General features: G+C 70.4%; 22 protein-coding genes and 4 pseudogenes. 15 read left to right on the forward strand and 11 right to left on the reverse strand.

Features of this window, described 5'->3' with window-relative positions; translation table 11 throughout:
- Positions 1 to 9: 9 nt before the first annotated feature.
- The 3 genes from GWK25_RS10605 to GWK25_RS10615 all read left to right on the forward strand — a co-directional run bounded on the left by GWK25_RS10605 (position 10) and on the right by GWK25_RS10615 (position 1672).
- A complete protein-coding gene (locus GWK25_RS10605) occupies positions 10 to 654 on the forward strand; it encodes an FMN-dependent NADH-azoreductase (RefSeq protein ID WP_215449552.1) in 645 nt (214 codons plus the stop codon).
- Between the two features lie 36 nt (positions 655 to 690).
- Positions 691 to 1356 carry an NAD(P)-dependent oxidoreductase gene (locus tag GWK25_RS10610; protein WP_251828811.1) on the forward strand — a complete coding sequence of 222 codons (666 nt, stop codon included), beginning with the start codon at positions 691 to 693 and terminating at the stop codon, positions 1354 to 1356.
- 82 nt (positions 1357 to 1438) lie between these two features.
- The gene (locus GWK25_RS10615; RefSeq protein WP_215449554.1) at positions 1439 to 1672 is read left to right on the forward strand and encodes a hypothetical protein; all 234 of its coding nucleotides are present in this window, start codon (positions 1439 to 1441) and stop codon (positions 1670 to 1672) included.
- Positions 1673 to 1875: 203 nt separating this feature from the next.
- Here the strand turns inward: GWK25_RS10615 and otnI are convergent, their stop codons facing one another.
- The 5 genes and pseudogenes from otnI to GWK25_RS10640 form a co-directional block, all read right to left on the reverse strand.
- Positions 1876 to 2697: a 2-oxo-tetronate isomerase gene (gene otnI / locus GWK25_RS10620; protein ID WP_215449555.1), complete on the reverse strand. Its 822-nt coding sequence runs from the start codon at positions 2695 to 2697 to the stop codon at positions 1876 to 1878.
- A gap of 292 nt (positions 2698 to 2989) precedes the next feature.
- On the reverse strand, positions 2990 to 3739 hold the full coding sequence (locus GWK25_RS10625) for an aspartate/glutamate racemase family protein (RefSeq protein ID WP_215449556.1): 750 nt from the start codon (positions 3737 to 3739) through the stop codon (positions 2990 to 2992).
- A gap of 161 nt (positions 3740 to 3900) precedes the next feature.
- Entirely contained in the window at positions 3901 to 4764 is an 864-nt protein-coding gene (locus tag GWK25_RS10630) for a class II fructose-bisphosphate aldolase (RefSeq protein WP_215449557.1), read from the reverse strand.
- The gene (locus GWK25_RS10635; protein WP_215449558.1) at positions 4764 to 6212 is read right to left on the reverse strand and encodes a four-carbon acid sugar kinase family protein; all 1449 of its coding nucleotides are present in this window, start codon (positions 6210 to 6212) and stop codon (positions 4764 to 4766) included. Before GWK25_RS10635 ends, GWK25_RS10630 begins: the two co-directional genes overlap by 1 nt.
- A 217-nt stretch (positions 6213 to 6429) precedes the next feature.
- A pseudogene (locus tag GWK25_RS10640) lies at positions 6430 to 6601 on the reverse strand (lyase family protein); the annotation flags it as partial.
- Positions 6602 to 7029: 428 nt separating this feature from the next.
- Between GWK25_RS10640 and GWK25_RS10645 the strand changes: the two are divergent.
- Complete coding sequence (locus tag GWK25_RS10645; RefSeq protein ID WP_215449559.1) at positions 7030 to 7914, forward strand: LysR family transcriptional regulator; 885 nt, start codon at positions 7030 to 7032, stop codon at positions 7912 to 7914.
- Between the two features lie 79 nt (positions 7915 to 7993).
- A pseudogene (locus GWK25_RS10650) lies at positions 7994 to 8368 on the forward strand (isocitrate/isopropylmalate family dehydrogenase); the annotation flags it as partial.
- 421 nt (positions 8369 to 8789) lie between these two features.
- Here the strand turns inward: GWK25_RS10650 and GWK25_RS10655 are convergent.
- On the reverse strand, positions 8790 to 9227 hold the full coding sequence (locus tag GWK25_RS10655) for a MarR family winged helix-turn-helix transcriptional regulator (protein WP_215449560.1): 438 nt from the start codon (positions 9225 to 9227) through the stop codon (positions 8790 to 8792).
- A 774-nt stretch (positions 9228 to 10001) separates the two neighbouring features.
- On the opposite strand from GWK25_RS10655, the gene GWK25_RS10660 reads away from it, so the two are divergent.
- The 4 genes from GWK25_RS10660 to GWK25_RS10675 all read left to right on the forward strand — a co-directional run bounded on the left by GWK25_RS10660 (position 10002) and on the right by GWK25_RS10675 (position 12907).
- Positions 10002 to 10808, forward strand: coding sequence for an MBL fold metallo-hydrolase (locus GWK25_RS10660; RefSeq protein WP_215449561.1), 807 nt, complete (start codon positions 10002 to 10004; stop codon positions 10806 to 10808).
- A gap of 2 nt (positions 10809 to 10810) precedes the next feature.
- On the forward strand, positions 10811 to 11221 hold the full coding sequence (locus GWK25_RS10665) for a nuclear transport factor 2 family protein (protein WP_215449562.1): 411 nt from the start codon (positions 10811 to 10813) through the stop codon (positions 11219 to 11221).
- A 34-nt stretch (positions 11222 to 11255) separates the two neighbouring features.
- Positions 11256 to 11636: a nuclear transport factor 2 family protein gene (locus GWK25_RS10670; protein ID WP_215449563.1), complete on the forward strand. Its 381-nt coding sequence runs from the start codon at positions 11256 to 11258 to the stop codon at positions 11634 to 11636.
- A gap of 119 nt (positions 11637 to 11755) precedes the next feature.
- Positions 11756 to 12907, forward strand: a complete 1152-nt coding sequence (locus tag GWK25_RS10675) for an ABC transporter substrate-binding protein (RefSeq protein ID WP_215449564.1) — start codon at positions 11756 to 11758, stop codon at positions 12905 to 12907.
- Between the two features lie 383 nt (positions 12908 to 13290).
- Here GWK25_RS10675 and GWK25_RS10680 read toward each other — a convergent pair whose 3' ends face one another.
- A complete protein-coding gene (locus tag GWK25_RS10680; protein ID WP_215449565.1) occupies positions 13291 to 13638 on the reverse strand; it encodes a hypothetical protein in 348 nt (115 codons plus the stop codon).
- A gap of 152 nt (positions 13639 to 13790) precedes the next feature.
- Here GWK25_RS10680 and GWK25_RS43335 point away from each other — a divergent pair.
- The 4 genes and pseudogenes from GWK25_RS43335 to GWK25_RS10695 all read left to right on the forward strand — a co-directional run.
- A pseudogene (locus tag GWK25_RS43335) lies at positions 13791 to 14282 on the forward strand (hypothetical protein); the annotation flags it as partial.
- 82 nt (positions 14283 to 14364) lie between these two features.
- Entirely contained in the window at positions 14365 to 14535 is a 171-nt protein-coding gene (locus tag GWK25_RS10685; RefSeq protein WP_215449566.1) for a hypothetical protein, read from the forward strand.
- A gap of 662 nt (positions 14536 to 15197) precedes the next feature.
- Positions 15198 to 16919: a cytochrome c oxidase subunit I gene (gene ctaD, locus GWK25_RS10690; protein ID WP_251828812.1), complete on the forward strand. Its 1722-nt coding sequence runs from the start codon at positions 15198 to 15200 to the stop codon at positions 16917 to 16919.
- A gap of 1 nt (position 16920) precedes the next feature.
- Entirely contained in the window at positions 16921 to 17469 is a 549-nt protein-coding gene (locus GWK25_RS10695; RefSeq protein ID WP_215449568.1) for a hypothetical protein, read from the forward strand.
- 74 nt (positions 17470 to 17543) lie between these two features.
- On the opposite strand, the gene GWK25_RS10700 is transcribed toward GWK25_RS10695, so the two are convergent.
- The 3 genes from GWK25_RS10700 to GWK25_RS10710 form a co-directional block, all read right to left on the reverse strand.
- Complete coding sequence (locus GWK25_RS10700; protein WP_215449569.1) at positions 17544 to 18482, reverse strand: flavodoxin family protein; 939 nt, start codon at positions 18480 to 18482, stop codon at positions 17544 to 17546.
- 93 nt (positions 18483 to 18575) lie between these two features.
- Positions 18576 to 19469 (reverse strand): alpha/beta hydrolase, encoded by an 894-nt coding sequence (locus GWK25_RS10705; RefSeq protein WP_215449570.1) that lies wholly within the window; start codon positions 19467 to 19469, stop codon positions 18576 to 18578.
- A gap of 39 nt (positions 19470 to 19508) precedes the next feature.
- The gene (locus GWK25_RS10710) at positions 19509 to 20729 is read right to left on the reverse strand and encodes an NAD(P)/FAD-dependent oxidoreductase (RefSeq protein ID WP_215449571.1); all 1221 of its coding nucleotides are present in this window, start codon (positions 20727 to 20729) and stop codon (positions 19509 to 19511) included.
- A gap of 202 nt (positions 20730 to 20931) precedes the next feature.
- Between GWK25_RS10710 and GWK25_RS10715 the strand changes: the two genes are divergently transcribed.
- Together GWK25_RS10715 and GWK25_RS43340 are read left to right on the forward strand one after the other, a co-directional pair.
- Complete coding sequence (locus tag GWK25_RS10715; protein ID WP_308404208.1) at positions 20932 to 21840, forward strand: LysR family transcriptional regulator; 909 nt, start codon at positions 20932 to 20934, stop codon at positions 21838 to 21840.
- Positions 21841 to 22400: 560 nt separating this feature from the next.
- Positions 22401 to 22546 (forward strand): annotated as a pseudogene (locus tag GWK25_RS43340) (Fic family protein); the annotation flags it as partial.
- Positions 22547 to 22687: 141 nt separating this feature from the next.
- Here GWK25_RS43340 and GWK25_RS10720 read toward each other — a convergent pair.
- Positions 22688 to 23128, reverse strand: a complete 441-nt coding sequence (locus tag GWK25_RS10720) for a hypothetical protein (RefSeq protein WP_215449573.1) — start codon at positions 23126 to 23128, stop codon at positions 22688 to 22690.
- Between the last annotated feature and the right edge of the window lie 4 nt (positions 23129 to 23132).

A 23132-nucleotide genomic window follows, 5' to 3' on the forward strand; every position in this document is an offset into this window, starting at 1 on the left:
GACTTCTCCATGTCCTACCTGCTGCACATCGACGCGTCCTCGCTCGGCGAGGCATCCGTCTCCCGTCAGGTCGCCCGGTCCTTCCGTGACCAGTGGAAGGGCACGGTCGTCCACCGCGACCTGGCCGTCTCCCCTGCCCCGCACCTCAGCGCGGCGGGCATCACCGCCCGCACCACCGACCCCGCCGAGCACACCCCCGAGCAGGCGAAGGCCGCGGCGGTCCAGGACGAGCTGATCGAGGAGTTCCTCGGCGCCGACGCCTACCTGTTCACCGTGCCGATGTACAACCTCACGATGCCGTCCGTGTTCAAGGCATGGCTGGACCAGATCATGGTCGCCGGCCGCACCCTGAGCTTCGACGGAGCCCCTCCCACCCTCGGCCGCCCCGCCACGGTGATCTCCGCACGCGGCGGCGGCTACGGCCCCGGCGCCCCCAAGCACGGCATGGACCACCTGGTGCCGGCGCTGGAAACCGTCCTGGGCCACCCGAGCAACCTCGGCCTCGACCTGACGACGGTCCTGCCCGAACTGACCATGGCCCCGTACGTGCCGATGATGGCCCCGCTGCTGCCGATGCACGAGGCGTCCATGGACAGGGCGCACGACGAGGCCCGCCGCCTGGGCTCTGCCCTGGCCGGCCGGCCGGCCGCCTGATCCACCCCTGAACTGCCCGAAAGGCGTTTGACCACCATGAGTAACCTCCTTGTCCTCGGCGGCAGCGGCCGCACCGGTGCCCACGTGCTGGAGCACGCGGCCCGGCGCGGCCACCGCGTCCGCGCCCTTGTCCGCAATCCCGCCAAGGTGCAGGCACCGGCCGGTGTCGAGCTGATCCAGGGCACCCCCGCGAACATCGACGACATCCGGCGGGCCGCCGAAGGCACCGAGGCGGTGATCAGCACGCTGAACAATGCCCGCGCCTCCGACAACCCGTGGGCCAAGCCGGTCAGCCCGCCGATGTTCATGACCGACGCCACCCGCCGCACGCTCACCGTCATGGGCGAGCAAGGCATCCGCCGCATCGTGCTGACGTCCACGCAGGGCGCCGGCGACGACTGGGCCCGGCTCAACCCGCTGGTCAAGGCGGTCATCAACCGGTCGAACATCAAGGCAGGCTTCGAGGACCACACCGGCGTCGACCAGCTCGTCCGCGCCTCGTCCAGCATCGACTGGACCCTGGCCCGCGCCGTCACCCTGACCGGCAAGCCCCTCAGTGGTCCCGTACGGGCCGCCGAGGCCGGCACCGAGAAGCCCGGCGTCCGGATCAACCGCGCCGACCTCGCCCAGTTCCTCCTCCAGACGATCGAGGACGACACCTGGATCCGCAAAGCCCCCCTCGTCTGGAACACACGAGGATGACCCACCCCATGATCCACACCCACCTCATGCACAACAGCGTTCCGACCTTGGGCGAGCCGTCCGTCGACGGCGACGCTGGCACATGCTCACCCACCAGATCCACTTCGACGGCGATCCGCTCGTCGACACGGTCACCGAGGGTGCCATCGCCCGGGACCTGATCCACAAGACCGAACTCCACGAGGGCCCCTCCGAGTGGGAAGCCCGCGGTCCGACCGGCCCGTACCGGACCCTCACCTGCGACTACACACTCCGCCCCCTCGGCTTCGACGAGGTCGAGGACCCCTACCACCTCGAAGGCTTCTGGAAACAGTGACCCGCAGCGGCCACGCCGCACCTGTCGGCCGACCGCCGACGTGCCCCGGTGAACAACGCGGTGTGGGCGGCGCCTGACGGCGCCGCCCACGGCCTTGGAGCCCGGCGGCGCCTCAAGCTCAGGCTGTCACTGTTGCGGCACGTCGAGCCAGGAGCCTTGCGAGGTGACCGCTGCCGGAGCCGACATCCGGAGCACGGTCCTGATCAACAACGCGGGAGGGAAGACGGGAGGGAAGAAAGGTACCCACTGAGCCAACGGAGACCTTCGCTCGTGCCGGCGCGGGGGCGGTACTCGCAGCCGATCCAGCCGTCGAAGCCCAGCTCGTCGACCATGTCGAGCAGGTGGCGGATGTTGATCTCACCACGGTCGGGCTCGCCCCGGTCGGGCACGCCCGCGATCTGCAGGTGACCGACCCGGCCGGTCGGCAGGTCGCGGCGCAGGGTCGTGGTGAGGTCACCCTCGACGATCTGGCAGTGGTAGAGGTCGAGCTGCACCTTGAGATGGGAGGCTCCCACCTCCTGCACCACGGCGTGGGCATCGGCCTGGGTACTCAGGAAGTAGCCGGGCATGTCGCGGCCGTTGATCGGCTCGATCAGGATGTCGACGCCCGCCGTGACGGCCCGTTCCGCGGCCCAGGCCAGGTTGGTCAGGTAGGTGTCGCGGTGCTTGGCCCGCTCGGCCGGTGTCGCGTCAGGCCGGACCAGTCCGGCCATGAGGTGCACCCGCGGGCAGCCCAACGCCGCTGCGTACTCCAGCGCCCGGTCGACCCCGGAACGCACCTCCGCCTCGCGTCCGGGCAGGGCCGCCATCCCGCGCTCTCCGGACTCCCACGCTCCGGGAGGTGCGTTGAAGAGCACCTGCCCCAGGCCGTGGTGGTCGAGCCGACGACGCAGCTCGGCGGCGTCGTACGCATAAGGGAAGAGGTACTCGACGGCCTGGAAGCCGTCGGCCGAGGCCGCGGCGAAGCGGTCGAGGAAATCGTGCTCGGTGTACATCATGGACAGGTTCGCTGCGAACCTCGGCATGCTGACTCCTGTGTTCCGGCCGGGGACGGCCAAGGGCAGTGGTCGACGACCTGGTTCTCCGGGCTGTCGCAAGGGGGCAAGGCGTACTCCCGGTCCGAGCCGGCCGTGCTCACCTGTGTGAAGACATCTCAGGGGAAATGTGGGCGGTGGCCCCGGAGCAGGCCGACCAGGCGGCCGACCGCAAGGAGAAGGCTGGCGGAGGGTCGCCCGGTCGGCCACGACGCCACGGACCGCGAAGAGCACAACACCGTGGACCGGGCCGTCAGAGCCGGACCGCAGTGATGCGGTGCCATCACCTGGCTCCGCAGCCTCCCTGCCATTCCATGGTCTCGAAGGCCCTGACTGTGGCATGGACAGGTTCAGCCGTCTGCTCGTTCAGCACACGCACCGCGTTCTCCGTCCCGCTGCGCGGACTGGAGAGCACGGGCTTGCCGACGGCTTCGGCGATCGCGGGAGCCAGCCGCGCCATGGACGCCTGGGCCAGCACGATCACGTCCACCTCGGTGGCCAGCGCCCGTGCCCCGTGCAGCACCATCGCGTCGTGGCGGTCGCGGTCACCGGACATCAGCACCGAGAAGGCGCCCTCGCAGAGCCGCTCGTGGACGGTGACGTTGCGACCGGCCGCCCGGGCCTTCTCCTCGACGAGGGAACGGGTCGGCGGCAGCGTCGTGGGGACCGTGGCCAGGACGCCGACGGCGTCCGCGGTCTCGACCGCTGACGCGGTCATCGCGTCGTCGATCTTGACGATCGGGACGGAGACCAGACGTCGGGCCACGTCGATGGCCGGACCGACCGAGGAACAGGCGGAGAAGATGACGTCGGCGCCCGCGGCCTCCGCCGCCTGGGCCAGGTGCACCATGCGCTGGGTGCTGGCAGGTGAGACCTCACCGTCGCGCACCACGGCTGCGAGCACGTCGCTGTCGACGAAGTGCAGGACCTTGGCGTCCGGCGCGAGTTCCGCGAGGTACTCGTTGATGACCGAATCAGGGTTGACGAACAGCAGACTGGTATGCAGAACGGCGATCGAGGCAGTGCTGGACATGCGTGGCTCCAACAGGGTGAGGTATCGGCCCGCGGGCCGAGGAGGGCACACGAGCACGAGACGAAGCGGTGTGAACCGCGCGCGACGCGCACGGCCGGGGGCGTACGACGGTCTTGTGTCCGTCGCTGTGGTGCGGCTCGGACAGCGGGGCTGAGTTCAGGTCACGCGTTTCCCCCCTCGTTGTGGGGGCTGAGGCGGCCGATGACCTCCAGGGCTGCGTCCCGGACCGCGTCGCGGCCCGCCGCCCACAGGGAGACGACGTCGGAGCCGGGCAGCGCGGACGGGAGGGTCACGCGGACAGCCTCCAGGTAGGCGCGGCGCAGTTCGGCGTTGACGTTGACCTTGGCGACGCCTCGGGCGAGGGCGCCGTGCAGCTCCTCGACGGGCAGACCGCTGGCGCCGTGCAGGACGAGCGGGACCGGTACGGCCTCGTGGATCGCGGCCAGCCGCTCCAGGTCCAGGCGGACCGGGTGTTTGGTGAAGCCGTGGACGTTGCCGACGGCGACGGCGAGTGCGTCCACGCCCGTCGCGGCCACGAATTCGGCCGCCTGCCGCGGATCGGTCATCGCAGCGGCCTGCGCGACGGCGTCGGTGGAGACGTCCTCGTCGCCCGGCAGGGCACCGAGCTCGGCCTCCACCCAGGCACCGTGGTCACGAGCCCGCCGGACCGCCTCCTTCGTCAACGCGATGTTCTCGGCGAACGGCAGATGGGAGCCGTCGACCATGACGGAGGTGTAGCCCGCCTCCAGACAGCCGGTGATCTCCTCCAGGTCCCGGCTGTGATCGAGGTGCACACCGAGGCGGGCAGTGGAGTGTCCGGCTGCGTGCAGCGCCAGCCGCATCAGGGCCTCGCGCCCGGCGTGCTTGAAGGGACTGGAGCCCGCCTGGATGACGACCGGCCGTCCCGCGGCCTCGGCGGCGGCCGTGATCCCCTGGACCGTCTCCAGGTTGTAGGCGACGAAGCCAGGCACGGCGTGACCGGCGGCCGCGGCCTCCTTCAGGGCATCGGTTCCATGCAGCAGCATCAGGCACTCCTGAGCAGGTCGAGGGCGTCGGCGAGCGCGTCGGCGCCCCCGACGTTCCCGGCGAAGACGATGTAGGGGATCCCGGCGGCGGGACCGTCCACGGGCTCCCAGAGCGAGACGATGCCCGGCAGCAGGGTGCCCCGCGCCCAGGCACGGCGGATCTCGAGGCCGTGGGTGGCGGTGTCGCTGGAGGTGATACCGCCCTTGGCGACGACGAAGGCGGGCCGCCGGCCGGCGTTGACCTGGCGTACGGCCTCGACGAGCGCGGCGGAGACCCGGCGGGAGATCGCGAGACTGTCGTCCGCGTCGGCACCCGTCACCAGCACACGCGAGGTACGGATCACGGCGTCGGCCGAGTCCAGCGCTCCGGCGGCCGCGGCCGCGACCTCGGCGATGTGGGCGTCACGCCGCTCCTCGTCGAGCAGCAGGGCCACATCCAGCTCGTACTCGGCGATCCCGCCTCGCTCCCGCAGCCGGTCCAACTGCCGTGTCGTCAGCGCCACATGAGACCCCACGACGATGAGACCGTGCGGTGCGTCCCCGCGCAGCGGGCGCAGTTCGGCCGGGGTGAGCGGTGCCCGCGCAGCCTGTCCGGCGCGGGCCCTGACGAAGGACGGCCCGACCCGGTACACCAGCCGCGTGCCGTTCTCCTCCGCCTCCGCGAGTGCCAGGGCCAGCACCCGCAGATCGTCGTCGCACACCGCGTCGACCACGGCCGTACGTCCGCCGCGCAGCGAGGACAGCAGCCGCGCCGTGTGCGCCGGACCGCCGCCGCGCAGGTCGTCGAGGGTGACGCGCAGAACCTCGTCCGCGGAGATGCGTCCGCCCGTCTTCTCCTCGACCCACTCGGGCAGCGAGGAGCTGCGGTAGCCGAAGGTGGCGTCGCGGGCGAACTCGCTCATCCCGACCGGGAGCAGCCCGTCGGCCGTCCGCATCCAGTGGCGGGAGCCGACGGTCAGCCGGCCCGCCTCGACGTAGGCGGGGACCACCACCACACCGTCCGGAGCACCTGCGCCCAGCTCCGTCAGCTCCTCCGCGAGGACATCGGTCTCCAGCGGGAAGTGACCGCGAAGCGTGGAGTCCCCGCGGCTGGCCAGGACGTAACCGGTGCCCTCGGCCGCCGACGCCGCGTGCAGGGCGCGGACCACCTCGCGGTTGCGGGCGGCCGCGTCCTCGGGGGACAGGCTGCGGGTGTTGGTGAGGACGAAGAAGACGGCGCTGTCCTGGCGCAGCGCCCAGCGCAGGTCGTCCACCGTCCAGGACGTCAGGACGGGCACGTCGGCGACCGTCTGGGTGCCGGTGGGATCGTCGTCGAGGACGACGAGACGGGGGCCTCCGGATATCCGGGCGGCCACTTCCGCGGAGCTCACCTCGCGCACGGCAGGCAGCCCTTCCAGTACCGCTGCCTCGGGGATGGGCCCCGTCTGGGCATGAAGGGGTAGAGACATGGCGAATTCCTGGTCTGTTACGAGTGGTTGAGGGGGAACGTCAGTCGAGGTCGCGCCTGATCACGTCACACCAGGGCTTGACCGGGTCCCGTGTCGGCCTCGGGACGGAGCAGCTGGGCGAGGGTGCCGGCGGGGAGGAGGCCCTTGGCCCGTACGAGTTCGGCGACTCCGCGCCCAGTGGCGAGGGCCTCATTTCCAGCACCCGCGTACGCCGAGAACTCCCCCCTGGCGTGGCCCAGCAGCTCCAGCGCCCGGTTGGCGATCACCTCGCCGGCGTTCATGTTGGCCGAGGTGCCGGCTCTGCCCTGGATGACGTCGACGACGAACTGGTCGTGCGGCTTGCCGTCACGGATCTCACGGCACGCCTCCACGATGGCGGCGGCCTCTTTCACGGCACTGCGGTGAGCTACGGCGGTCATGGCGGGCCGGGCCTTCTCTCGGAGCATGTTCAGGCGGACGTGTTCGTGAGTGCGGCAAGGGGGCGAGCCGACCCGCCTGGGCGCCGGGGGACTTCCCACGTTCACGTGGCGGAGGTCTGGGCAGTGTCACCGCCGTGGCCATCGGCTCAGAACGACTTCTCCTGCGCCTTGCAGTAGGCGCGGCCGAACGGCAGGAACCTGGCGGGCGGCAGAACCTCGGCCCCGCGGTCCCGATGCCGTCACCGCGGACGAGGGTGGTTCGGTGGTTCTGGGTTCGTCATAGGGCTGATTGCAGCAGTGGGCCGGGCAGCGCGTCCAAGACGCAATGCCGATGTGCCTTATAGGGTCGCCCTATAAGGAGAGCGGCGGCTTATTCGTTGAGCGGCAGGGGGTGCGAAATGGATGTTCGGCAGCTGGAGTACTTCCTAGCGATCGTTGATCGTGGGGGGTTCAACCGCGCGGCCTCGGCTCTGTATGTGTCGCAGCCGTCGCTGTCGCAGGCCGTGCGGGCGCTGGAGCGTGATCTGGGGTCCGAGCTGTTCCACCGCATCGGGCGCAGGGCGGTGCTGACGGAGGCCGGAAGAGCCTTGATCGAGCCTGCCCGGGAGGCCGTGCGGAGTCTGGAGACGGCGCGGGCGAGTGTGGCGGCAGTGCATGAGCTGCGTGAGGGGCGCCTGGACGTGGCATCGATGCCGTCGCAGGCGGTGGAGCCGCTGACGAGTCTGGTGAGTGCCTTCAGTCACCGGTATCCCGGCGTCTCCGTGGCCATCAAAGCGGCGTTCACCGCGCGTGATGTGATCGACATGGTGCGCACGGGTGCCGTGGAGCTGGGGCTTTTGGCGTCTGCCGGTCCCTTCTCCGACAAGGAGGTCGTCTCCCATGCGCTGGGGCGGCAGCGCTTCGTGCTGCTGGTGCCGGCCGACAGCCCGTTCGCCGGCCGGACGGCGGTGGAGTGCCGGGAGCTTGCGGGGCAGCGGCTGATCGTCGGGCAGCCGGGTACGGGGATGCGCGCCTACGTCGACGCGCTGCGACAGCAGGGCATCGAGTTCGCCGTCGCCGCCGAGACCGAGCACCGTGTGTCGGTCATGCCCCTGGTGCTGGCCGGGGTCGGGCTCGCGGTGGTGACGGATTCCTGGCGGGACGTCGCCCGGCGGCTGGGCGCCCGCGTCCTGGACATCGAGCCGGAGACCACTTTGGACATCGCCCTCGTCAGCCGCCGCGGCAGCCTGTCGCCGGCGGCCGCCGCGTTCGTGACGGCCGCCACCTCGGCCGCCGACAGCTGATAGGGACTGCTGATCCCGATCCGGCGCAGCTTCCGCCAGTACGTCAACCTTCGGCCCATCCGGGTCTTCGAAGGCATCGACCGACCCCGCCCGCTCCGACGTCGTCGTCGCCTCCAATCTTTTCGGCGACATCCTCAGTGACCTCGCGGCCGCGGTCGCCGGATCCATCGGCATCGCCCCGGCGGCCAACCTCAACCCCGAGCGGGACTTCCCCTCGATGTTCGAGCCCGTGCACGGCTCCGCGCCCGACATCGCGGGCCAGGGCATCGCCAACCCGCTGGGTGCGATCTGGTCCGCGGCCATGATGCTCGACCACCTCGGCCATCCCACCGCCGCCAAGGACATCACGGACGCGATCGCCGCGGTCCTGGCCAAGACCGATACCCGCACCCGCGACCTGGGCGGAACCGCGACCACCGCCGAGTTCACCGACAAGCTGATCGAGCTGCTCTGAGCCGCCTCCCCATCGGTGGGCCACAGGGACGGTGCCGCCCGCCCTGGCGACCCTCTGCCGACGGCGTGCACTCCTGGGAGGAACCGACGGAATGCCCAGAGCGACCTCGGCCAGTTCTGCGGGCAGATCGTGGCGGGGACGTACGGAGGCGTCCAGCACGAACGAGCCGACTTGAATCGTGTTCGCGAGGCGTTCGGCCCCGGTGTTTCCGTAACGCCGTTCCGCTACGCCCGTCGCTGACGGCCCGACCGCGCCCGGCAACGGTCCGAGCGCTACGCAGGCGCCCTCGACCGCTCCACCCGGATCGTCCACGACCTGCCACCTGCCGGGTACTCCGCCTGCTCGCCACGCTGCAGCGCGATGACTCGCGCCCAAGGGTCTGCCGGCGTCCCCGACGGCGATCCGGATCAAGGACAGGTACTTACGCGTTCGCGTCGCGGAGCGTGCGCAGGATGCGCTCGAGGTGGCGGCGGTCCTCGGCTGAGAGCGGTCCCGCGAGGTGGTTGCGCAGGTGGGAGACGTGGGCGGCCAGTGCGTGGTCGAGCGCCTGACCACCCTTGTCGGTCAGTACGGCGAGTGCGGCTCGCCGGTCGGCGGGATCGGGGTCGCGACGGATGAGCCCTTCCTTTTCCATGCGGTCGGCGAGCCGGGTGAAGCCGCCCGAGCTGAAGGACACGGCCTCTGCCAGGTCCGTCATGCGGAGCCGGTGGCCGGGGGTGCGGCCCAGTCGCAGCAGCACTTCGAACCAGGTCTGCGGGATGTCGAGATCGCGGTTCACCAGGGGCTTGATACGGCTGTGGGCCTCCACGAAGAGACCGAAGAGTGTCACGTCGTCGTCGTTCAGCAGTTGCTCGTTCACTCCCCAAGGATGACAGAAGGGCACGAACGGAAGAAGCTGCCGTTGCAAACTCTGCCTCAGCAGATATATTGTCTGCGTCGGCAGATACTTCGACCGTGTCCACCCCACAGATGTGGAGTCCTCCCCATGGGAAAGCGCGTCCTGGCCGCTTTCGGCGCCGTAGCTCCCATGGGCGGTGTCCTCGCCTCCGGTCTGTCTGCGGCTCCCATTTCGGCGGGCGCCGCCACCCCCTCGACCGCCGCGCGGACCGCATCGAGCGAGAGGGCCCGGTTGCGGGCGCTTTACCGGCAGGCCGTGGCCGAAGGCGGTCGGCTCGTTGTCTTCACCGGTGGTGACAGGTCTGGGCAGGACGACTTCCTCAAGAACGCGTTCGCGAAGACGTTTCCCGAGCGGAGGGTCGACATCGTCGTTGAGCCGGCTGCTGCCCAGGGACGCGCCGGCGCACGCAATCGCGCTCGCGCGGACGTCACCTCGGTCGCCGGCCGCGCGGGCATCTTCGACCGCGCCACCATGAATCCGCACGGCCTCGGCCCGCTCATGAGCGGGCCGAGGCCGTCCTCGACCGCCACAAGGCCCGCCTCAGCCTCTGCATCGGCGATACGCGCGGCGCAGACCCGTCCGACGCCACGTCCTCAGCCTCCACCCGATCGACCAGCAGGGCACCCAAGGCTGAACCCCTGCTCGATCCGGGCTGCCCACCTCGACCCGGTTCACGTCGTACCCCTCGCCGCGAGGCGGTTCCCCGACCCCCACCTTTCACCCGAGGAAGCACGCATGAGCACTCTCTCCTTCACCGTCCTCGATCTCGACTTCCCGGCCGGATCCAGGAACAAGACGGCCACCCTCGTCACCGGCGAGAGCGAGGCCCTGCTGGTGGACGCGGCCTTCACCCGCGCCGACGGCCACCGTCTGGTCGCCGAGATCCTCGACTCCGGCAAGACGCTGACCACCGTCTTCGTCTCCCACGGCGACCCCGACTTCTACTTCGGCGCCGAGGTCGTCGCCGACGCCTTCCCCGAAGCGAGGTTCGTCGCCACCCCGATCGTCATCGAGCACATCCAGCACTCCTACGAGGGCAAGCTCAAGGCCTGGGCGGCACTCGGCCCGAACCTCCCCACCCGCCTGGTCGACCTGGAGCCGCTGACCGGCGACCTCACACTGGAGGGCCACCGCTTCGAGCTCAAGGGCGGCCCGGCCGCACTGCCCGACCGGCACTACCTCTGGCAGGCCGAGCACCGCGCCCTGCTCGGCGGGGTCCTGCTCTTCCAGCAGGAGCACGTCTGGGTCGCCGACACCCCCACCCCCGGCGATCGCGCCGCCTGGATCGACCTGCTCGACGAGATGGCCGCCCTCGACCCGGAACTGGTCGTCCCCGGCCACCGTCTCCCCGGCACCGCGGCCGACGGCTCCGCCATCACCGCCACCCGCGACTACCTGATCGCCTTCGAGGAGGAGCTCGGCAAGGCGGCCGACGGTGCCGCGCTGAACGACGCCCTGGTCAAGCGCTTCCCGGACAACGGCATGCTGATCGCCGCCCAGATCGGTTCGAAGGTCGCCAAGGGCGAGATGAAGTGGGGCTGACCATGGACGAGTTCGCCTCGTCCACGGCTCCCGCCGACGTCGTCCGCCGCCAGTACCTGGCCTCGGCCGCCGGCGACCTGGACGCCCTGCGCGCCACCCTCGCCCCCGACGTGGAGTGGACGGAGATGGCCGGCTTCCCGCTGGCCGGGACCTATCGCACGCCCGAGGGCGTCACCTCGAACGTCATGGAGCAGCTCGGCAAGGAGTGGGACGGCTGGGCCGCCCACGACGACACCTACGTCGTCGACGGCGAGAACGTCGTCGTCCTCGCCCGTTACACCGCGACCAACAAGGCCACCGGCAAGCGGATCGACGTCCGCGTCGCGCACCACTTCGTCGTACGGGGCGGACTCATCGTCCGCTTCGAGCAGTTCGTCGACACGGCGCTCGTCCGCGAGGCCATGAACGGCTGAGTCGTACCGCACCCACCGAGAGCAGGAGACCGACGTGTCCGCTGCGGACAACAAGGCACTTGTGACCGCGTTCTACGAGCAGGCATTCAACGGCTACCAGCCCGAAGCGGCCGCCGCCGCGCACCTCGGCGAGAGCTACACCCAGCACAACCCGGAGGCGCAGGACGGCCCGGGCGCCTTCGTCGGCTATGTGCACTGGCTGCGCGAGCAGTTCCCCGACCTGCGCCTGGACATCAAGCGCGTGATCGCCGAGGGGGACCTGGTGGTCACCCACAGCAACCTGCACCTCAAGCCCGGCGACCGGGGCATGGCCGTCGCGGACTTCTGGCGCGTCGCCGACGGAAAGATCGTCGAGCACTGGGACGTGATCCAGGAGGTGCCCGAGAAGAGCGCCAACGACAACACCATGTTCTGACCCCACAGCAGCACGTCACGGCACCCGTGCCGTCTGCGGGTGCCGTGCTGCTCCGCTGCCGTGGTCCAGCGCACCGCACAGACAACAGAACAGAACAGACAGAGAGGCTCACCCCCACCATGACCAGCCTTCCCAGCCGACGCCGCCTGCTTGCCACCGGAGCGGGCGCCGCTCTCGGTCTCGGTGTCGCCGCTGCCTCCGTCACCCCCGCCCAGGCCGCCACCGGCCCAGCCTCCGCGGGCCGTGTGGCAAAGGGCGGCACCGAGGAGAAGCGGACCCTTGACGAGCTCTACCAGGCAGCCCTCGCGGAGGGCGGCAAGCTCGTGATCTACGCCGGTGGTGACATCTCCACCCAGGCGGACGGCCTTCGCAACGGCTTCAAGAACCGATTCCCGGACATCGACCTGACGGTGGTCGTGGACTACAGCAAGTTCCACGACGTCCGCGTCGACAACCAGTTCGCGACCGACACCCTGGTACCCGATGTCGTACAGCTCCAGACCGTGCAGGACTTCGTGCGCTGGAAGGAGCAGGGCCGCCTGCTGGCCTACAAGCCGGCCGGTTTCTCCAAGGTCCACGCCCCCTTCAAGGACCCGCACGGCGCCTGGGTCGCCGTCCAGGTCAGTGCCTTCGGCTACATGTACGGTCCGGCCGCGGTCGGCTCCGACATCCCCAGCGGTCCGCTCGACCTGGCCGACGCCCGCTGGAAGGGGAAGATCGCCTCCTCCTACCCGCACGACGACGACGCCTCTCTCTACCTCTACACCCTCTACGTGGAGAAGTACGGCTGGGACTGGCTCGCGCGACTCGCCACCCAGGACATCCAGTTCGCCCGCGGCAGCTACACCCCGTCGGCGGCCGTCAGCAGCGGCCAGAAGGCCATCGGTATCGGCGGCTCCGGTGCGCCCCTGTCCACGGGGCCGGTCAAGTGGGTGCTGCCCACGGAGGCGCCGTTCATGGCCTGGGGACAGCGGGCCGCGATCCTCAAGCAGGCCAAGAACTCCACCGCCGCCAAGCTGTACCTGAACTGGCGGCTCTCCGTCGAGCAGCAGAAGGCCGCCACCAACGGCTGGTCGGTCCGCACCGATGTCACCCCGCCGACCGGGCTGAAGCCCGTCTGGGAGTACCCCAACAGCAACCTCGACGGCTTCCCTCGCTTCATGGCCGACCGCGCGGCGATCGAGCGCTGGAAGCAGACCTTCGCCCTGTACTTCGGTGAGGTGAAGGGAGACCCCTCCCCGGGCTGGCTCGGACTCCACCCCGGAGCCTGACCGCCGACCGGTGCCGCCCGGCCCCCGCACTCCCCGCGCGATGGGCCGGCGGCCCGGTACTCCTGGCCGCATCACGTCCGATCGATCTGTGATCGGGAGCGTCGGCGGGCCTGGTGGACGCGCGATCCGCGGGGACGTCGGCACCTGGAACGGATGCGGGTCCGGTTCGGTCGGCCCCTGTGGGACAGGGAGCCGGCCGACGCCGACGGGGCCTCCCGGAAAGTGCTGCGTGCCGCAGTCTGCTCGGCCCCGGCAGGACGGACTCTCGGCCTTGACGCTCGACCGACGCTCTGGGCGCCCGCACGGAGACGATGAGCCGAGAAACCTGCTCTCAGCCGGGCTTTTCTGGGACCCGTTGAGGCTGACCTCCTTCCGATGACGCATCACGTGGAGTGCGTGGCTGCCGGGTCGCGCAGGCGGAGGGGTGAGGAGCTGACCGGGCTCGGGGAGCGGGCGTGGCGGGAGGTGCGAGGCGACGTATCGGCCTGATCCCGCAGGGCCCAGGCGTCAGCCTCGACCCGGTCGAGCAGGTCGGCGCGCAGGTCGCCGAGGTGCTCCGGGTACACCGCCTGGCCAGCCAGCCAGCCACGGGGACGCCCCCGCCCGAGCCGTCGCTCTCCTCGGAAGGGGCATGGGCCGTCGGCAGGTCTGACGGACTGCGTCGAAGGCGCGTCGACGTTCTCGGGCAGGGCCGTTCGGCCCTTGTCGCCGGTTGCGCGTACTGACTTCACTGATCCTGCGGTCCCGCCCGTGCGCCGACGCTGTGGATCCCGCCTGTGGGCATGGTCTTGCGATCCCGCTCATGGGCGAGGCGGGCGGGGCCGCGCTGTGCGAGGACGAACGGCAGAGCGAGTGCACCGTAGGACCGGAGGTGAGCGGAGAGATGATCTTGGCGGTCGGGCACGCCGACCTCGCTTCGCAGACGCTGAAGCTGGTGGAGGCCGAGTTGCGGGCGGTGCTGGATCGCTCGCCCGAGCGGGTGCCGGGGCTCGTGCGCGTGGGGGCAGGGGTGCCGGTGGCGTTCAGCCGGGCGGTGCGGGCGGCGGGTCGGGAACTCGTCGTGGTGATTCCCACGCAGGGGATGGTGCCGGCGTTGCCGCCTCAGCGTGACCGGGCGGCGACGGGTGAGGTGCTGGTCCTCGCCCAGCAGGTGCGTCTGCTGGCGTACGACCCGGCGGACCGGGACGCGTGTATCGGCGAGGACGAGCGGATGATCGCGGGATGTCGTCAGCTGCTTGCCGTGTGGGACGGCTCGCCGTCCAACGGCCGTGATGCCACCGCGCATCTGGTGGCATACGCCCGCGCCCACGGCGTTCCGGTCGAGGTCGTGTGGCCGAAGGGGGCAGCCCGCGGGGCCGTCCCCGGCGTACCGGAGTCGGACAACGGCCGTGCTCCGCGCGGCGGCAGCGACGTGTCGACCACTTTGGTGCTGCCTGGCATGGGCGGCCACCGTCGCGATGTTCTGGTACGTCACCGCGCACAACCTGCGGCACGGGATCATCCGTGCGCCCCGCGTCCTGGTGGCCGGGGTGCTGGAGTTCCACTGGGCGGTACCGGTCACCTGGTACCTGAGCATCGTGATGCTGATCGCCACCCGTTTCTGGGACTACTGGCAGACCCTGCTCTGAGCCCGGGGCCCCCGCACGGCCGCGCTCGGCGGGTGGGCGGGCGGGCGCGGAGGTTCGTAGGCCCCGACCGGGAGCACACCCCCCAGGGCCGGGTGATGACGCCGTCGCGGGAACGTACGCGGGGAGGCATTACCGCCGGCTCGGTTCACCGCCGCGTTCCGGCCCGTACCGCTGCACCGCCAGGCCGGTGACGGCAGCGCCGCCCGGCCCCGGCTCAGCCCTTCACCGCCGCGCGCCGCGCCAGGATGACGGTCCTGCGCTCGTCGAACCGGGTTCCACGGTGCCGCTCAGCACCTGGGGGAGTGCGAGGCCCCGGCCCAGGTTCGTGGTCGAGGAGGCTGTGCATCCGGTCCGGCACGTCGAGCCGAAGCCGTGACGACGCTGCGGTCGGGGGGTCGGTCGGGGGTGGTGATTCGGCCATTCCGCCCGCTCGTGGACCGGTCGGTGCTCAGCAGCGTACGACCGGCCTGCGGGGCGATGCGCGCCGCACCGCTCAGCGATGCGAAGTGGGGACGTTGGACCCCCACGCAGGGGTCTTGGGAGGGGCCCTTCGGCCCTATCCGGACCCGGTACCCCACCGCCGATCATGAGGCGGCGACACGGAAGAGCCAGGTGAACATCCCGCACCACGGCACTTCCCGGCTCGTCGACGACATGAGCAGATGGGGAGAGGACGCCGTCCGGTGGACGAGGCACAGATACAGCAGATGGGGACCGAAGAGCCGCGCGCCGCGGTCGCCGTGGCCGACGAGGCATCCGGACGGGCGGCGCACACGGCGGGCGGATCGTCGTGGACGGACTGGCTGACGACCACCGACCACAAGAAGATCGGGACGATGTACCTGGTCACCGCGTTCGTGTTCTTCATCGTCGGCGGGGTGATGGCCCTGATGATGCGCGCCGAGCTGGCCCGTCCGGGCACGCAGATCATGTCGAACGAGCAGTTCAACCAGGCGTTCACCATGCACGGCTCGATCATGCTGCTGATGTTCGCGATGCCGCTGTTCACCGGCTTCGCCAACTGGATCATGCCGCTGCAGATCGGCGCCCCGGACGTGGCGTTCCCGCGGTTGAACATGCTCGCCTACTGGCTCTTCCTGTTCGGCTCGTCGATCGCCGCGTTCGGTTTCCTCACCCCGGGCGGAGCCGCCGACTTCGGCTGGTTCCTGTATGCCCCGCTGTCCGACGCCGTCCACTCGCCCGGCCTCGGCGCCGACCTGTGGATCATGGGTGTGGCGCTGTCGGGCTTCGGCTCGATCGCGGGTGCCGTCAACTTCATCACCACGATCATCTGCATGCGCGCACCCGGCATGACCATGTTCCGGATGCCGATCTTCACGTGGAACGTGCTGCTGACCGCGTTGCTGATCCTGATGGTGTTCCCGGTCCTGGCGGCGGCCCTGTTCGCCCTGGAGTGCGACCGCAAGTTCGGCAGCCATGTCTTCGACGCGGCCAACGGCGGCGCGTTGCTGTGGCAGCACCTGTTCTGGTTCTTCGGCCATCCGGAGGTGTACATCCTGGCGCTGCCGTTCTTCGGGATCGTCTCCGAGGTGATCCCCGTCTTCTCCCGGAAGCCGATGTTCGGCTACATGGGCCTGATCGGCGCGACGATCGCGATCGCGGGTCTGTCGGTGACGGTGTGGGCGCACCACATGTACGTCACCGGCGGCGTCCTCCTGCCGTTCTTCTCGTTCATGACGTTCCTGATCGCGGTGCCGACGGGCGTGAAGTTCTTCAACTGGATCGGCACCATGTGGAAGGGCTCGCTCAGCTTCGAGACGCCGATGCTGTGGACCACCGGCTTCCTGATCACCTTCGTCTTCGGCGGCCTCACGGGCGTGATCCTGGCCTCGCCGCCGATGGACTTCCACCTCTCCGACTCGTACTTCGTCGTCGCGCACTTCCACTACACGGTCTTCGGCACGGTCGTGTACGCGATGTTCGCCGGCTTCCACTTCTGGTGGCCCAAGTTCACCGGCAGGATGCTCGACGAGCGCCTCGGCAGGATCACCTTCTGGACGCTCACGGCGGGCTTCCACCTGACCTTCCTCGTCCAGCACTGGCTGGGTGCCGAGGGTATGCCCCGACGGTACGCCGACTACCTGGCCGCCGACGGCTTCACCGCGCTCAACACCCTGTCCACGATCGGGTCGTTCCTGCTGGGCCTGTCGATCCTGCCGCTCCTCTACAACGTCTGGAAGACCGCCAAGTACGGCAAGCAGGTCGAGGTCGACGACCCGTGGGGCTACGGCCGTTCGCTGGAGTGGGCGACCTCTTGTCCACCCCCGAGGCACAACTTCACCATGCTGCCGCGGATCCGGTCCGAGTCCCCGGCCTTCGACCTCCACCACCCCGAGATCGCCGCGGCCGAGGCGGTGAACTGAGGTGGCGCACACCGTCCCGGCGACGGGCGCCGCGCTGGTGACCGCCGCCGGCTGCGTCTGGTACCTCCCTGCCCTCGCCGACCTGCGCGCCGGGGCCGACCGGCCGGTCTCCCGCCGTACCGCGGCGGCGGCCTGCCTGGCCGGCTGGAGCACGGCCGCGGTCGTCGCCGCGGTGCTCTTCGCCGGCGTGGTGTGGCAGACGGCCTGCGTGGTGGCGGGTGCGGCTGTAGCGGCTGTGCTGCGGATCCGTGCCGCCGCGCAGCACCGCCAGGAGATGCGGGAGATCGTCCGTCACTGGGCGCCGCTTGCCCCCGGCCCGCCCGGACACGGCCACTCCCGGCACGCCTTCGCCGCCCTCGTCGCCTGCGGACTCGCCGCCGCCGTGGCCACGGCGGCCCTCCTGGTGGCCGCCGACCCGGAAGACGGCGGGGACTGGCTGATGACCGCCACGGCTCCCGCGGCGGTCGTCGGCCTGACCCTCGCCATCGCGGCCACGCGCACCCGTACGGCCCGTCGCACCATGGCGGGCCGTACGTGGCCTCCGCGATAGGGGAGCGGGTCGGTGGGGACGCCCAGCTGCTGCTGGGGCGCGCCGGCGTCGGTGGAGAGCCCGCGAACGGTCGTCTACGGCCGCGGCGGGCGCAGGACGGGGACGCTGTCCCGGAACGCGGCGGTGTGCTTGTCGATCTCCTGGGGGTCCGGCTCCAGTGCGGCGGTGCTCAGCAGTTCCCGGTAGTGCTCCTCCAGCTCCGTGAGGGTGTGGACGGAGGAAGCGGTGCCGGCGGGGGAGAAGTCCACCCGGACGTCGCCGGCCTCGACGACGAAACGGCCCGCGGCCCCACAGGTGCCGCATTCGGCGCGGCCGCCGCGCAGCACGATCAGGTCGAGGTGGCACATCGGACAGGTGCCGGGCTCCCCCAGGAACCGGACCTCGTCGTGGGGGAGACCGAGCTGCCGGGCAACCGCGCCGCCCAGCCGCTCGGCGCGCAGCACAGCCGCCGGGGCGGTGGCTACGCCGCCCCGGCCACCTGGGGTGGGGACTTCCATCTGGTCGGCGACAGCCATGTGCAGGGGGAAGGCCAGGGCGTGCAGAGTGGGCAGCGTCAGCGTGCGCCAGTGGGGTGACGGGCAGCCACCCACGGCGATGAAGCCGGCCACGCGCGGCTTGAGGACCCGCGGGTCGGGGGCCGTGTCGAGGCCCAGAAGACCGCGAATCTCGTCCTGCTCGGCCGGGCCGTGTTCGCGGTGGGCGAGGGCCTCACGGACGAAGACCACGTCCGTGCGCGGACCGAAGGCGCGGTCGATGAGGAGCTTCAACGCGCCCGGTGCGCTGCGGGTGTAGGTGGGGGAGCTGACGATCACGCCGTCCGCGTCGAGCAGCCGGTCGCAGAACCAGGCCGCGTCGTCCCCGGTGTCCGCGGTGGCGGCGGTCACCAGGGACAGGTCGGTCAGCCGTACCATCTCGACGGTTGTTCCTTCGCGCGCGGCCGCAGTGAGCGCGGCCTTCAGCAGTACCTCGGCACTGCCGTCCTCCTGCCCGCAGGCAAGTCCGAGCAGACGCATCGGCGACACCTCTCTGTGTGGTCGGGGAACGGGGGGCGGTCCGCCGGGCCACGCGGGCTCCGGCGGACCGGACGGGAGCGGATGCTGGGGCGGTCAGCCGCGCAGGGTGGCGGCCAGCCAGTCGGCGCTGCGGGTGATGATCTCGGGGAAGTGGTTCGAGAGGATCTCGTAGTGCTGGCCCGGGTACTCGATGACCTCCTTCGGGCCGGGGATCCGCTCGTACATCTCGCGGGCCTCCTCGACGGGGGCGACGGTGTCCTTGGAGGCGAGGATCATCAGGACCGGGGCGGTGATGCGTTCGGCGTAGGCGCGCGCCTCCATCTCGAAGATGCGGTCGAGGGTCGAGATGGTGATCTCGTTCCGGAAGCTGGGCAGCTGGTGGATCATGTTCTCGACGAATTCCAGACCCTCCTGGTCGCTGAACATGACCGGGTCCCCGGGTTCCGGGACGCCGTGCAGGCGGATACTCGCGGCCGGCTCGCCGCGCAGCTGGGCCTGACGGTCGGCGGGGATGAGAGCTTCCAGCGCCGCGAGTGTGTCGGCCGGTTGGAGCGTGCGCGCGCTCCAGCCGCTGACCGGGGGGATGATGCTGACGACCGCTTTGACCCGGCGGTCCGTGGCGGCCGTGAAGAGGGAGTTGGCGCCGCCGATGCTGATGCCCCACAGGGCGATGCGGTCGGGGTCGACGTCCTCGCGCAGGGTCAGATGGGTGATGACGTCGCGCAGGTCCCGGCACTGCTGCCAGGGATCGAACTGCTGACGGGGTTCGCCGTCGCTGTAGCCGGTGTTGCGGTGGTCGTAGATCAGGCAGGCCAGACCGGCGTCGGCGAAGCCCTCGGCCATGGCGAACATGGATTCCGCGGGACCGCCCAGGCCGCCCTGGAGGATGGCGACGGGCGGGCGTTCGGGGCCGTCGGCCGGGCGGAACAGTTTGCCCCGCAGGGTCAGTTCCGACACTCGGAACTCGATGTCTTCGGTGACGGGCATGGTTCTCCTCTGGTGCGGCTCGTGTCGGGGAGGCTGCGATCAGGTGTGACTGACGGGGAGGTCGTCGGGCAGGAAGTCGATGTCGACGGCCCGCGGGTCGGCCGAGGCGCGCAGGATGGGGAAGACCTCGGCGCGCATCTCGGTCTCGTACTCGGCCACGGCCGCCGCCACAGGTGTGTCACCGTGGGCGGCGAGCTCCAGGGCCCGGGTGAGGGCCGCGGCGTCGCGCAGGGCCGTGTTGGCGCCGGAGCCGAACGAGGGAGGCATGGCGTGGATCGCGTCACCGAGCAGGGTGACACGGCCGGCCGGCCAGGGATCTGCCGCCTGTAGGTGACGCATGGACACCGGGAAGATCGTCGACGCGTCGACGTGTTCGACGAGATCGGCCAGGGCGGGGTTCCAGCCCCGTACCGCGGTGCGCATCAGCGCGTGCAGGGTTTCGGCGGAGCTGTGCCACAGGTCGGGAGCCCCGGTGGCGAAAGGGCTGCCGGGCAGTAGCGCGAGGTTGACCATGATGTAGGGATCGACGGGATCGACGGCGGCGCCGGGCGCCAGTTCGGCCACCGCCTCGGCCACCGGCCTGCGCGGTCGGTACACGCCGTACGCGAACATCGCGCCGTTCGGCTCCGCGGCGATGGCGAAACCGTCGAACAGTGCCTCGGGCAGGTTCGCTGCCAGATCGTCGGTCAGCGGTGCGGTGGAGTACAGGCCGCGTGTTCCGGTGTCCACGACCGGAACCTCGGGCAGCAACTGCCCGCGCACGACGGAGTTGATGCCGTCGGCGCCCACCAGTACGTCTCCGGTCTCGCTCGTGCCGTCGTCGAGCAGCACCCGCACCTTCTCGCCGTCCGTCTCGAAGCCGGTGACGGTGCTGTCGTAGCGGACGATGTCCTCCAGGCCCAGGCCGATGATCTGGCGCAGCGTGCGCCTGTTGACCGCTGTGTGGGGCCGCCGCGGGTCGTTGGGCGGGCCGATGTGGGGACGGGCGCCCAGTTCGCGGGCCTGGTGGTCGAGCATGACCATGACCTCACGGCGCGGCGTCTCGCGCGAGGTCTGCATGTACAGCTCGAAGAGGTTGTCCGGCAGGCACTGCTGGAGAGCGCGGCCGCCCGCGCCGTTCATGTGCAGGCGGTAGCCGGCCCGTCCGATGCCCGGCGCGCTCTCGTAGACGGTGCAGCTGATGCCCGCGCGGCGAAGACCCTGCGCCAGACAGAGCCCTCCGATGCCTCCACCGGCGATCAGGACATGGAACGACGGCATTGTCGCCTCCTTGACGGGGCTCGGAACACCTGCATCGATCGGCGCAGGCCCGAGAATGCGAATGTCTGGGGTGGTGGCGGTCCGTCTGATGCGGGGTCCCGCCGAGCCGTGTCACCACTCTCGCGCCCGCGCCGGGATCAGGGAAGCCGAAATCACCTATGCTCGTCATAGACAGGGATGATGATCATTCGAGGTGGGCGCCGTGAATCTGGACCTCAACCTGCTGACGTCGCTGGACGCGCTCCTCCAGGAGCGCAGTGTGACGCGGGCCGCGCAGCGGCTCGGTCTGAGCCAGCCCTCGCTGAGCGCAGCCCTGGCCCGGCTGCGCCGGCACTACGACGACGAACTCCTCGTCAGGGTGGGCAATAGCTACGAGCTGACCCCCCTGGCGGAACGACTGGTGGAACACACCGAGCAGGCCTTGAGCTGGGCGGACCGAGTCCTCCGGACGCGCCCCGATTTCGATCCCGCGCAGGCCCGGCACGAGTTCACCGTGATCATGGCCGACTGCCAACTGCCCACGTTCGGGCGGGCCTTGGCCGACCTGGTCCGCACCGCCGCGCCGAACGTGCGGCTGCGGTTCCAGCACAGCACCGAACGGGTCGTGCAGCAGGCGCTGGACAACCTGCGCACGGTGGACGCCCTCGTCCTGCCGCAGGGCATCCTGTCGAACATCCCCACCTTCGACCTGTACAAGGACCGTTGGGTGTGCGTGATGTCCGCAGACCGTGCTCCGGCCGCCCTCCGGCGGGAAGAACTGGCGGAACGTCCTTGGGTGTTGCCCTATCGTCACCCGTCGCCGGTCTTCTCCCCTCTGAACCGCCTGCACGCCGAGGGCATCGAACCGCACGCGGAGATCGTCACGGAGAACTTCCTGGCCATTCCCCACCTGGTCGTCGGGACCGACCGGATCGGCCTGATGCCCGAACGGGTCGCGATCCCCACCCTCTCCGGCCAGCTGATCACCGTCGTCCAACCCGACTTCGAGATGGGCCACTTGGTGGAGTCCCTGTGGTGGCATCCCCTCCATGAGCGGGAACCGGCCCACATATGGCTGCGCCGCATCGCCGCTCAGGCCGGCCAGGCGGTCGAGAGCGGCCCCAAGGTGTGAGTAAGCGCCTCTGGGCGGGGACGCGGAAGGTGTACAGCAGTCGGTCGACATCGAGCGCGCCCCCGGTGCCGGCCCTTGGGGGAGGGGCGGCCGCTCGGGCAGGCGATGCGCCGATGAAGGCACCGGTGGCAGCGGCGGCGGCCGTGGCCCCGGCTACTCGCAGGAGACGCCGTCTCCTCACGGAGAGGGGAACTCGGACCTTTCGGTAGGGGAATGTGACTGCTTGGTCGTCGGTGCGTTCGCTCACAGGTCGGGCGGTCGGGCGCGACGCCTGGCCTCTGGAGTGAGCCGGACGGAGCCCGCTGCGGCAACTGATGCGCCTGCTCGGTCTGCCCCGAGCAGGCGGGACGGGCTGTCGACCGTGACGCTCGTTTGACGCTCTGGGCTCACCCGCGCTGCGCGGTTCTGTCGCTTCGGTGGGTTGCCCGGCCTGTTTACCTCCGGGCAGCGGTTCAATCAGGCGGATCAATCCCTGAGAGCCCTCTGACCTACGAGATCGTGAGGAATGCGCTGCCCCGGGCGTCGTCTCAGATGTCTCCTCGGGGATTCTTGACGCTCGGCACGAGAAGGCGGCGGCATTGCCGCACTCCGTCGCCGCAATCACGCACTGATCGACGGCAACAAGCGCACTGCCTGGGTAGCCATGCGCGTCTTCCTGCGGTTCAGCGGCGTCAGTGCCAGTACCGTCCCACCGCCCGTCTCCGTTGATCGCCAAGCGCCTGGCGGCCTGGTTCACTGTTTTCCGAGGTTCGACGACGTGAGGGCAGGGCACACGCGTGTCCTGCCCTCACTCGTGGTCCGACCCCGGCCGAGTGCAGGAGCACGCGGTGGCCTCCCTGCGCCGGCGCTACTGGCGATCAGCGTGATCCATGTGCAAGGTCAGCCCGGCAACGCTGCCCGACTGGATGACAGGACCGTGCTGGACTCCCCCGCTGATGCGGTTGTCCACCGTGCGCCAGCTGTCTGTAGTGGACGCCGAGAGTTGCAGTAACGAGGTCAGCAGAGCGCGCAGGGCTTCGTCGCTGCCGTCGTCGGCTTCCGCGAGTCGGCGAAGACGGTCACCGTATCGTCGGCTGATCTCGCGGGCAGTCCGTTCACGTTCCGTGACCTCGGCGGCGAGGAGCCGGTTCCTCGCGTTCTGCAGGTCGCCGAACGTGCCGGGGTCCGCGCCTGTGCGGCTCAGGTATCGCCCGACGAGTTCTCGGGCGTGTATCCAGGAATCGGTGACCATGAGGGAGACCAGTGTGGTGGCACCCGACGCCGCGAGTACGGCCAGTTCGCTGTCCACGTGA

Source organism: Streptomyces sp. ATCC 21386 (assembly GCF_018728545.1).
In the GTDB taxonomy this organism is placed as follows: Bacteria; Actinomycetota; Actinomycetes; order Streptomycetales; family Streptomycetaceae; genus Streptomyces.

Coding starts and splice junctions, on each gene's coding strand:
- GWK25_RS10610 (WP_251828811.1), top strand. CDS start 691: ATGAGTAACCTCCTTGTCCTCGGCGGCAGCGGCCGCACCGGTGCCCAC.
- GWK25_RS10645 (WP_215449559.1), top strand. CDS start 7,030: ATGGATGTTCGGCAGCTGGAGTACTTCCTAGCGATCGTTGATCGTGGG.
- GWK25_RS10705 (WP_215449570.1), bottom strand. CDS start 19,469: ATGCCCGTCACCGAAGACATCGAGTTCCGAGTGTCGGAACTGACCCTG.
- GWK25_RS10615 (WP_215449554.1), top strand. CDS start 1,439: ATGCTCACCCACCAGATCCACTTCGACGGCGATCCGCTCGTCGACACG.
- GWK25_RS10665 (WP_215449562.1), top strand. CDS start 10,811: ATGGACGAGTTCGCCTCGTCCACGGCTCCCGCCGACGTCGTCCGCCGC.
- GWK25_RS10605 (WP_215449552.1), top strand. CDS start 10: ATGTCCTACCTGCTGCACATCGACGCGTCCTCGCTCGGCGAGGCATCC.
- GWK25_RS10700 (WP_215449569.1), bottom strand. CDS start 18,482: ATGCGTCTGCTCGGACTTGCCTGCGGGCAGGAGGACGGCAGTGCCGAG.
- GWK25_RS10625 (WP_215449556.1), bottom strand. CDS start 3,739: ATGTCCAGCACTGCCTCGATCGCCGTTCTGCATACCAGTCTGCTGTTC.
- GWK25_RS10685 (WP_215449566.1), top strand. CDS start 14,365: ATGTTCTGGTACGTCACCGCGCACAACCTGCGGCACGGGATCATCCGT.
- GWK25_RS10635 (WP_215449558.1), bottom strand. CDS start 6,212: ATGTCTCTACCCCTTCATGCCCAGACGGGGCCCATCCCCGAGGCAGCG.
- otnI (WP_215449555.1), bottom strand. CDS start 2,697: ATGCCGAGGTTCGCAGCGAACCTGTCCATGATGTACACCGAGCACGAT.
- GWK25_RS10660 (WP_215449561.1), top strand. CDS start 10,002: ATGAGCACTCTCTCCTTCACCGTCCTCGATCTCGACTTCCCGGCCGGA.
- GWK25_RS10630 (WP_215449557.1), bottom strand. CDS start 4,764: ATGCTGCTGCATGGAACCGATGCCCTGAAGGAGGCCGCGGCCGCCGGT.
- GWK25_RS10710 (WP_215449571.1), bottom strand. CDS start 20,729: ATGCCGTCGTTCCATGTCCTGATCGCCGGTGGAGGCATCGGAGGGCTC.
- ctaD (WP_251828812.1), top strand. CDS start 15,198: ATGGGGAGAGGACGCCGTCCGGTGGACGAGGCACAGATACAGCAGATG.
- GWK25_RS10675 (WP_215449564.1), top strand. CDS start 11,756: ATGACCAGCCTTCCCAGCCGACGCCGCCTGCTTGCCACCGGAGCGGGC.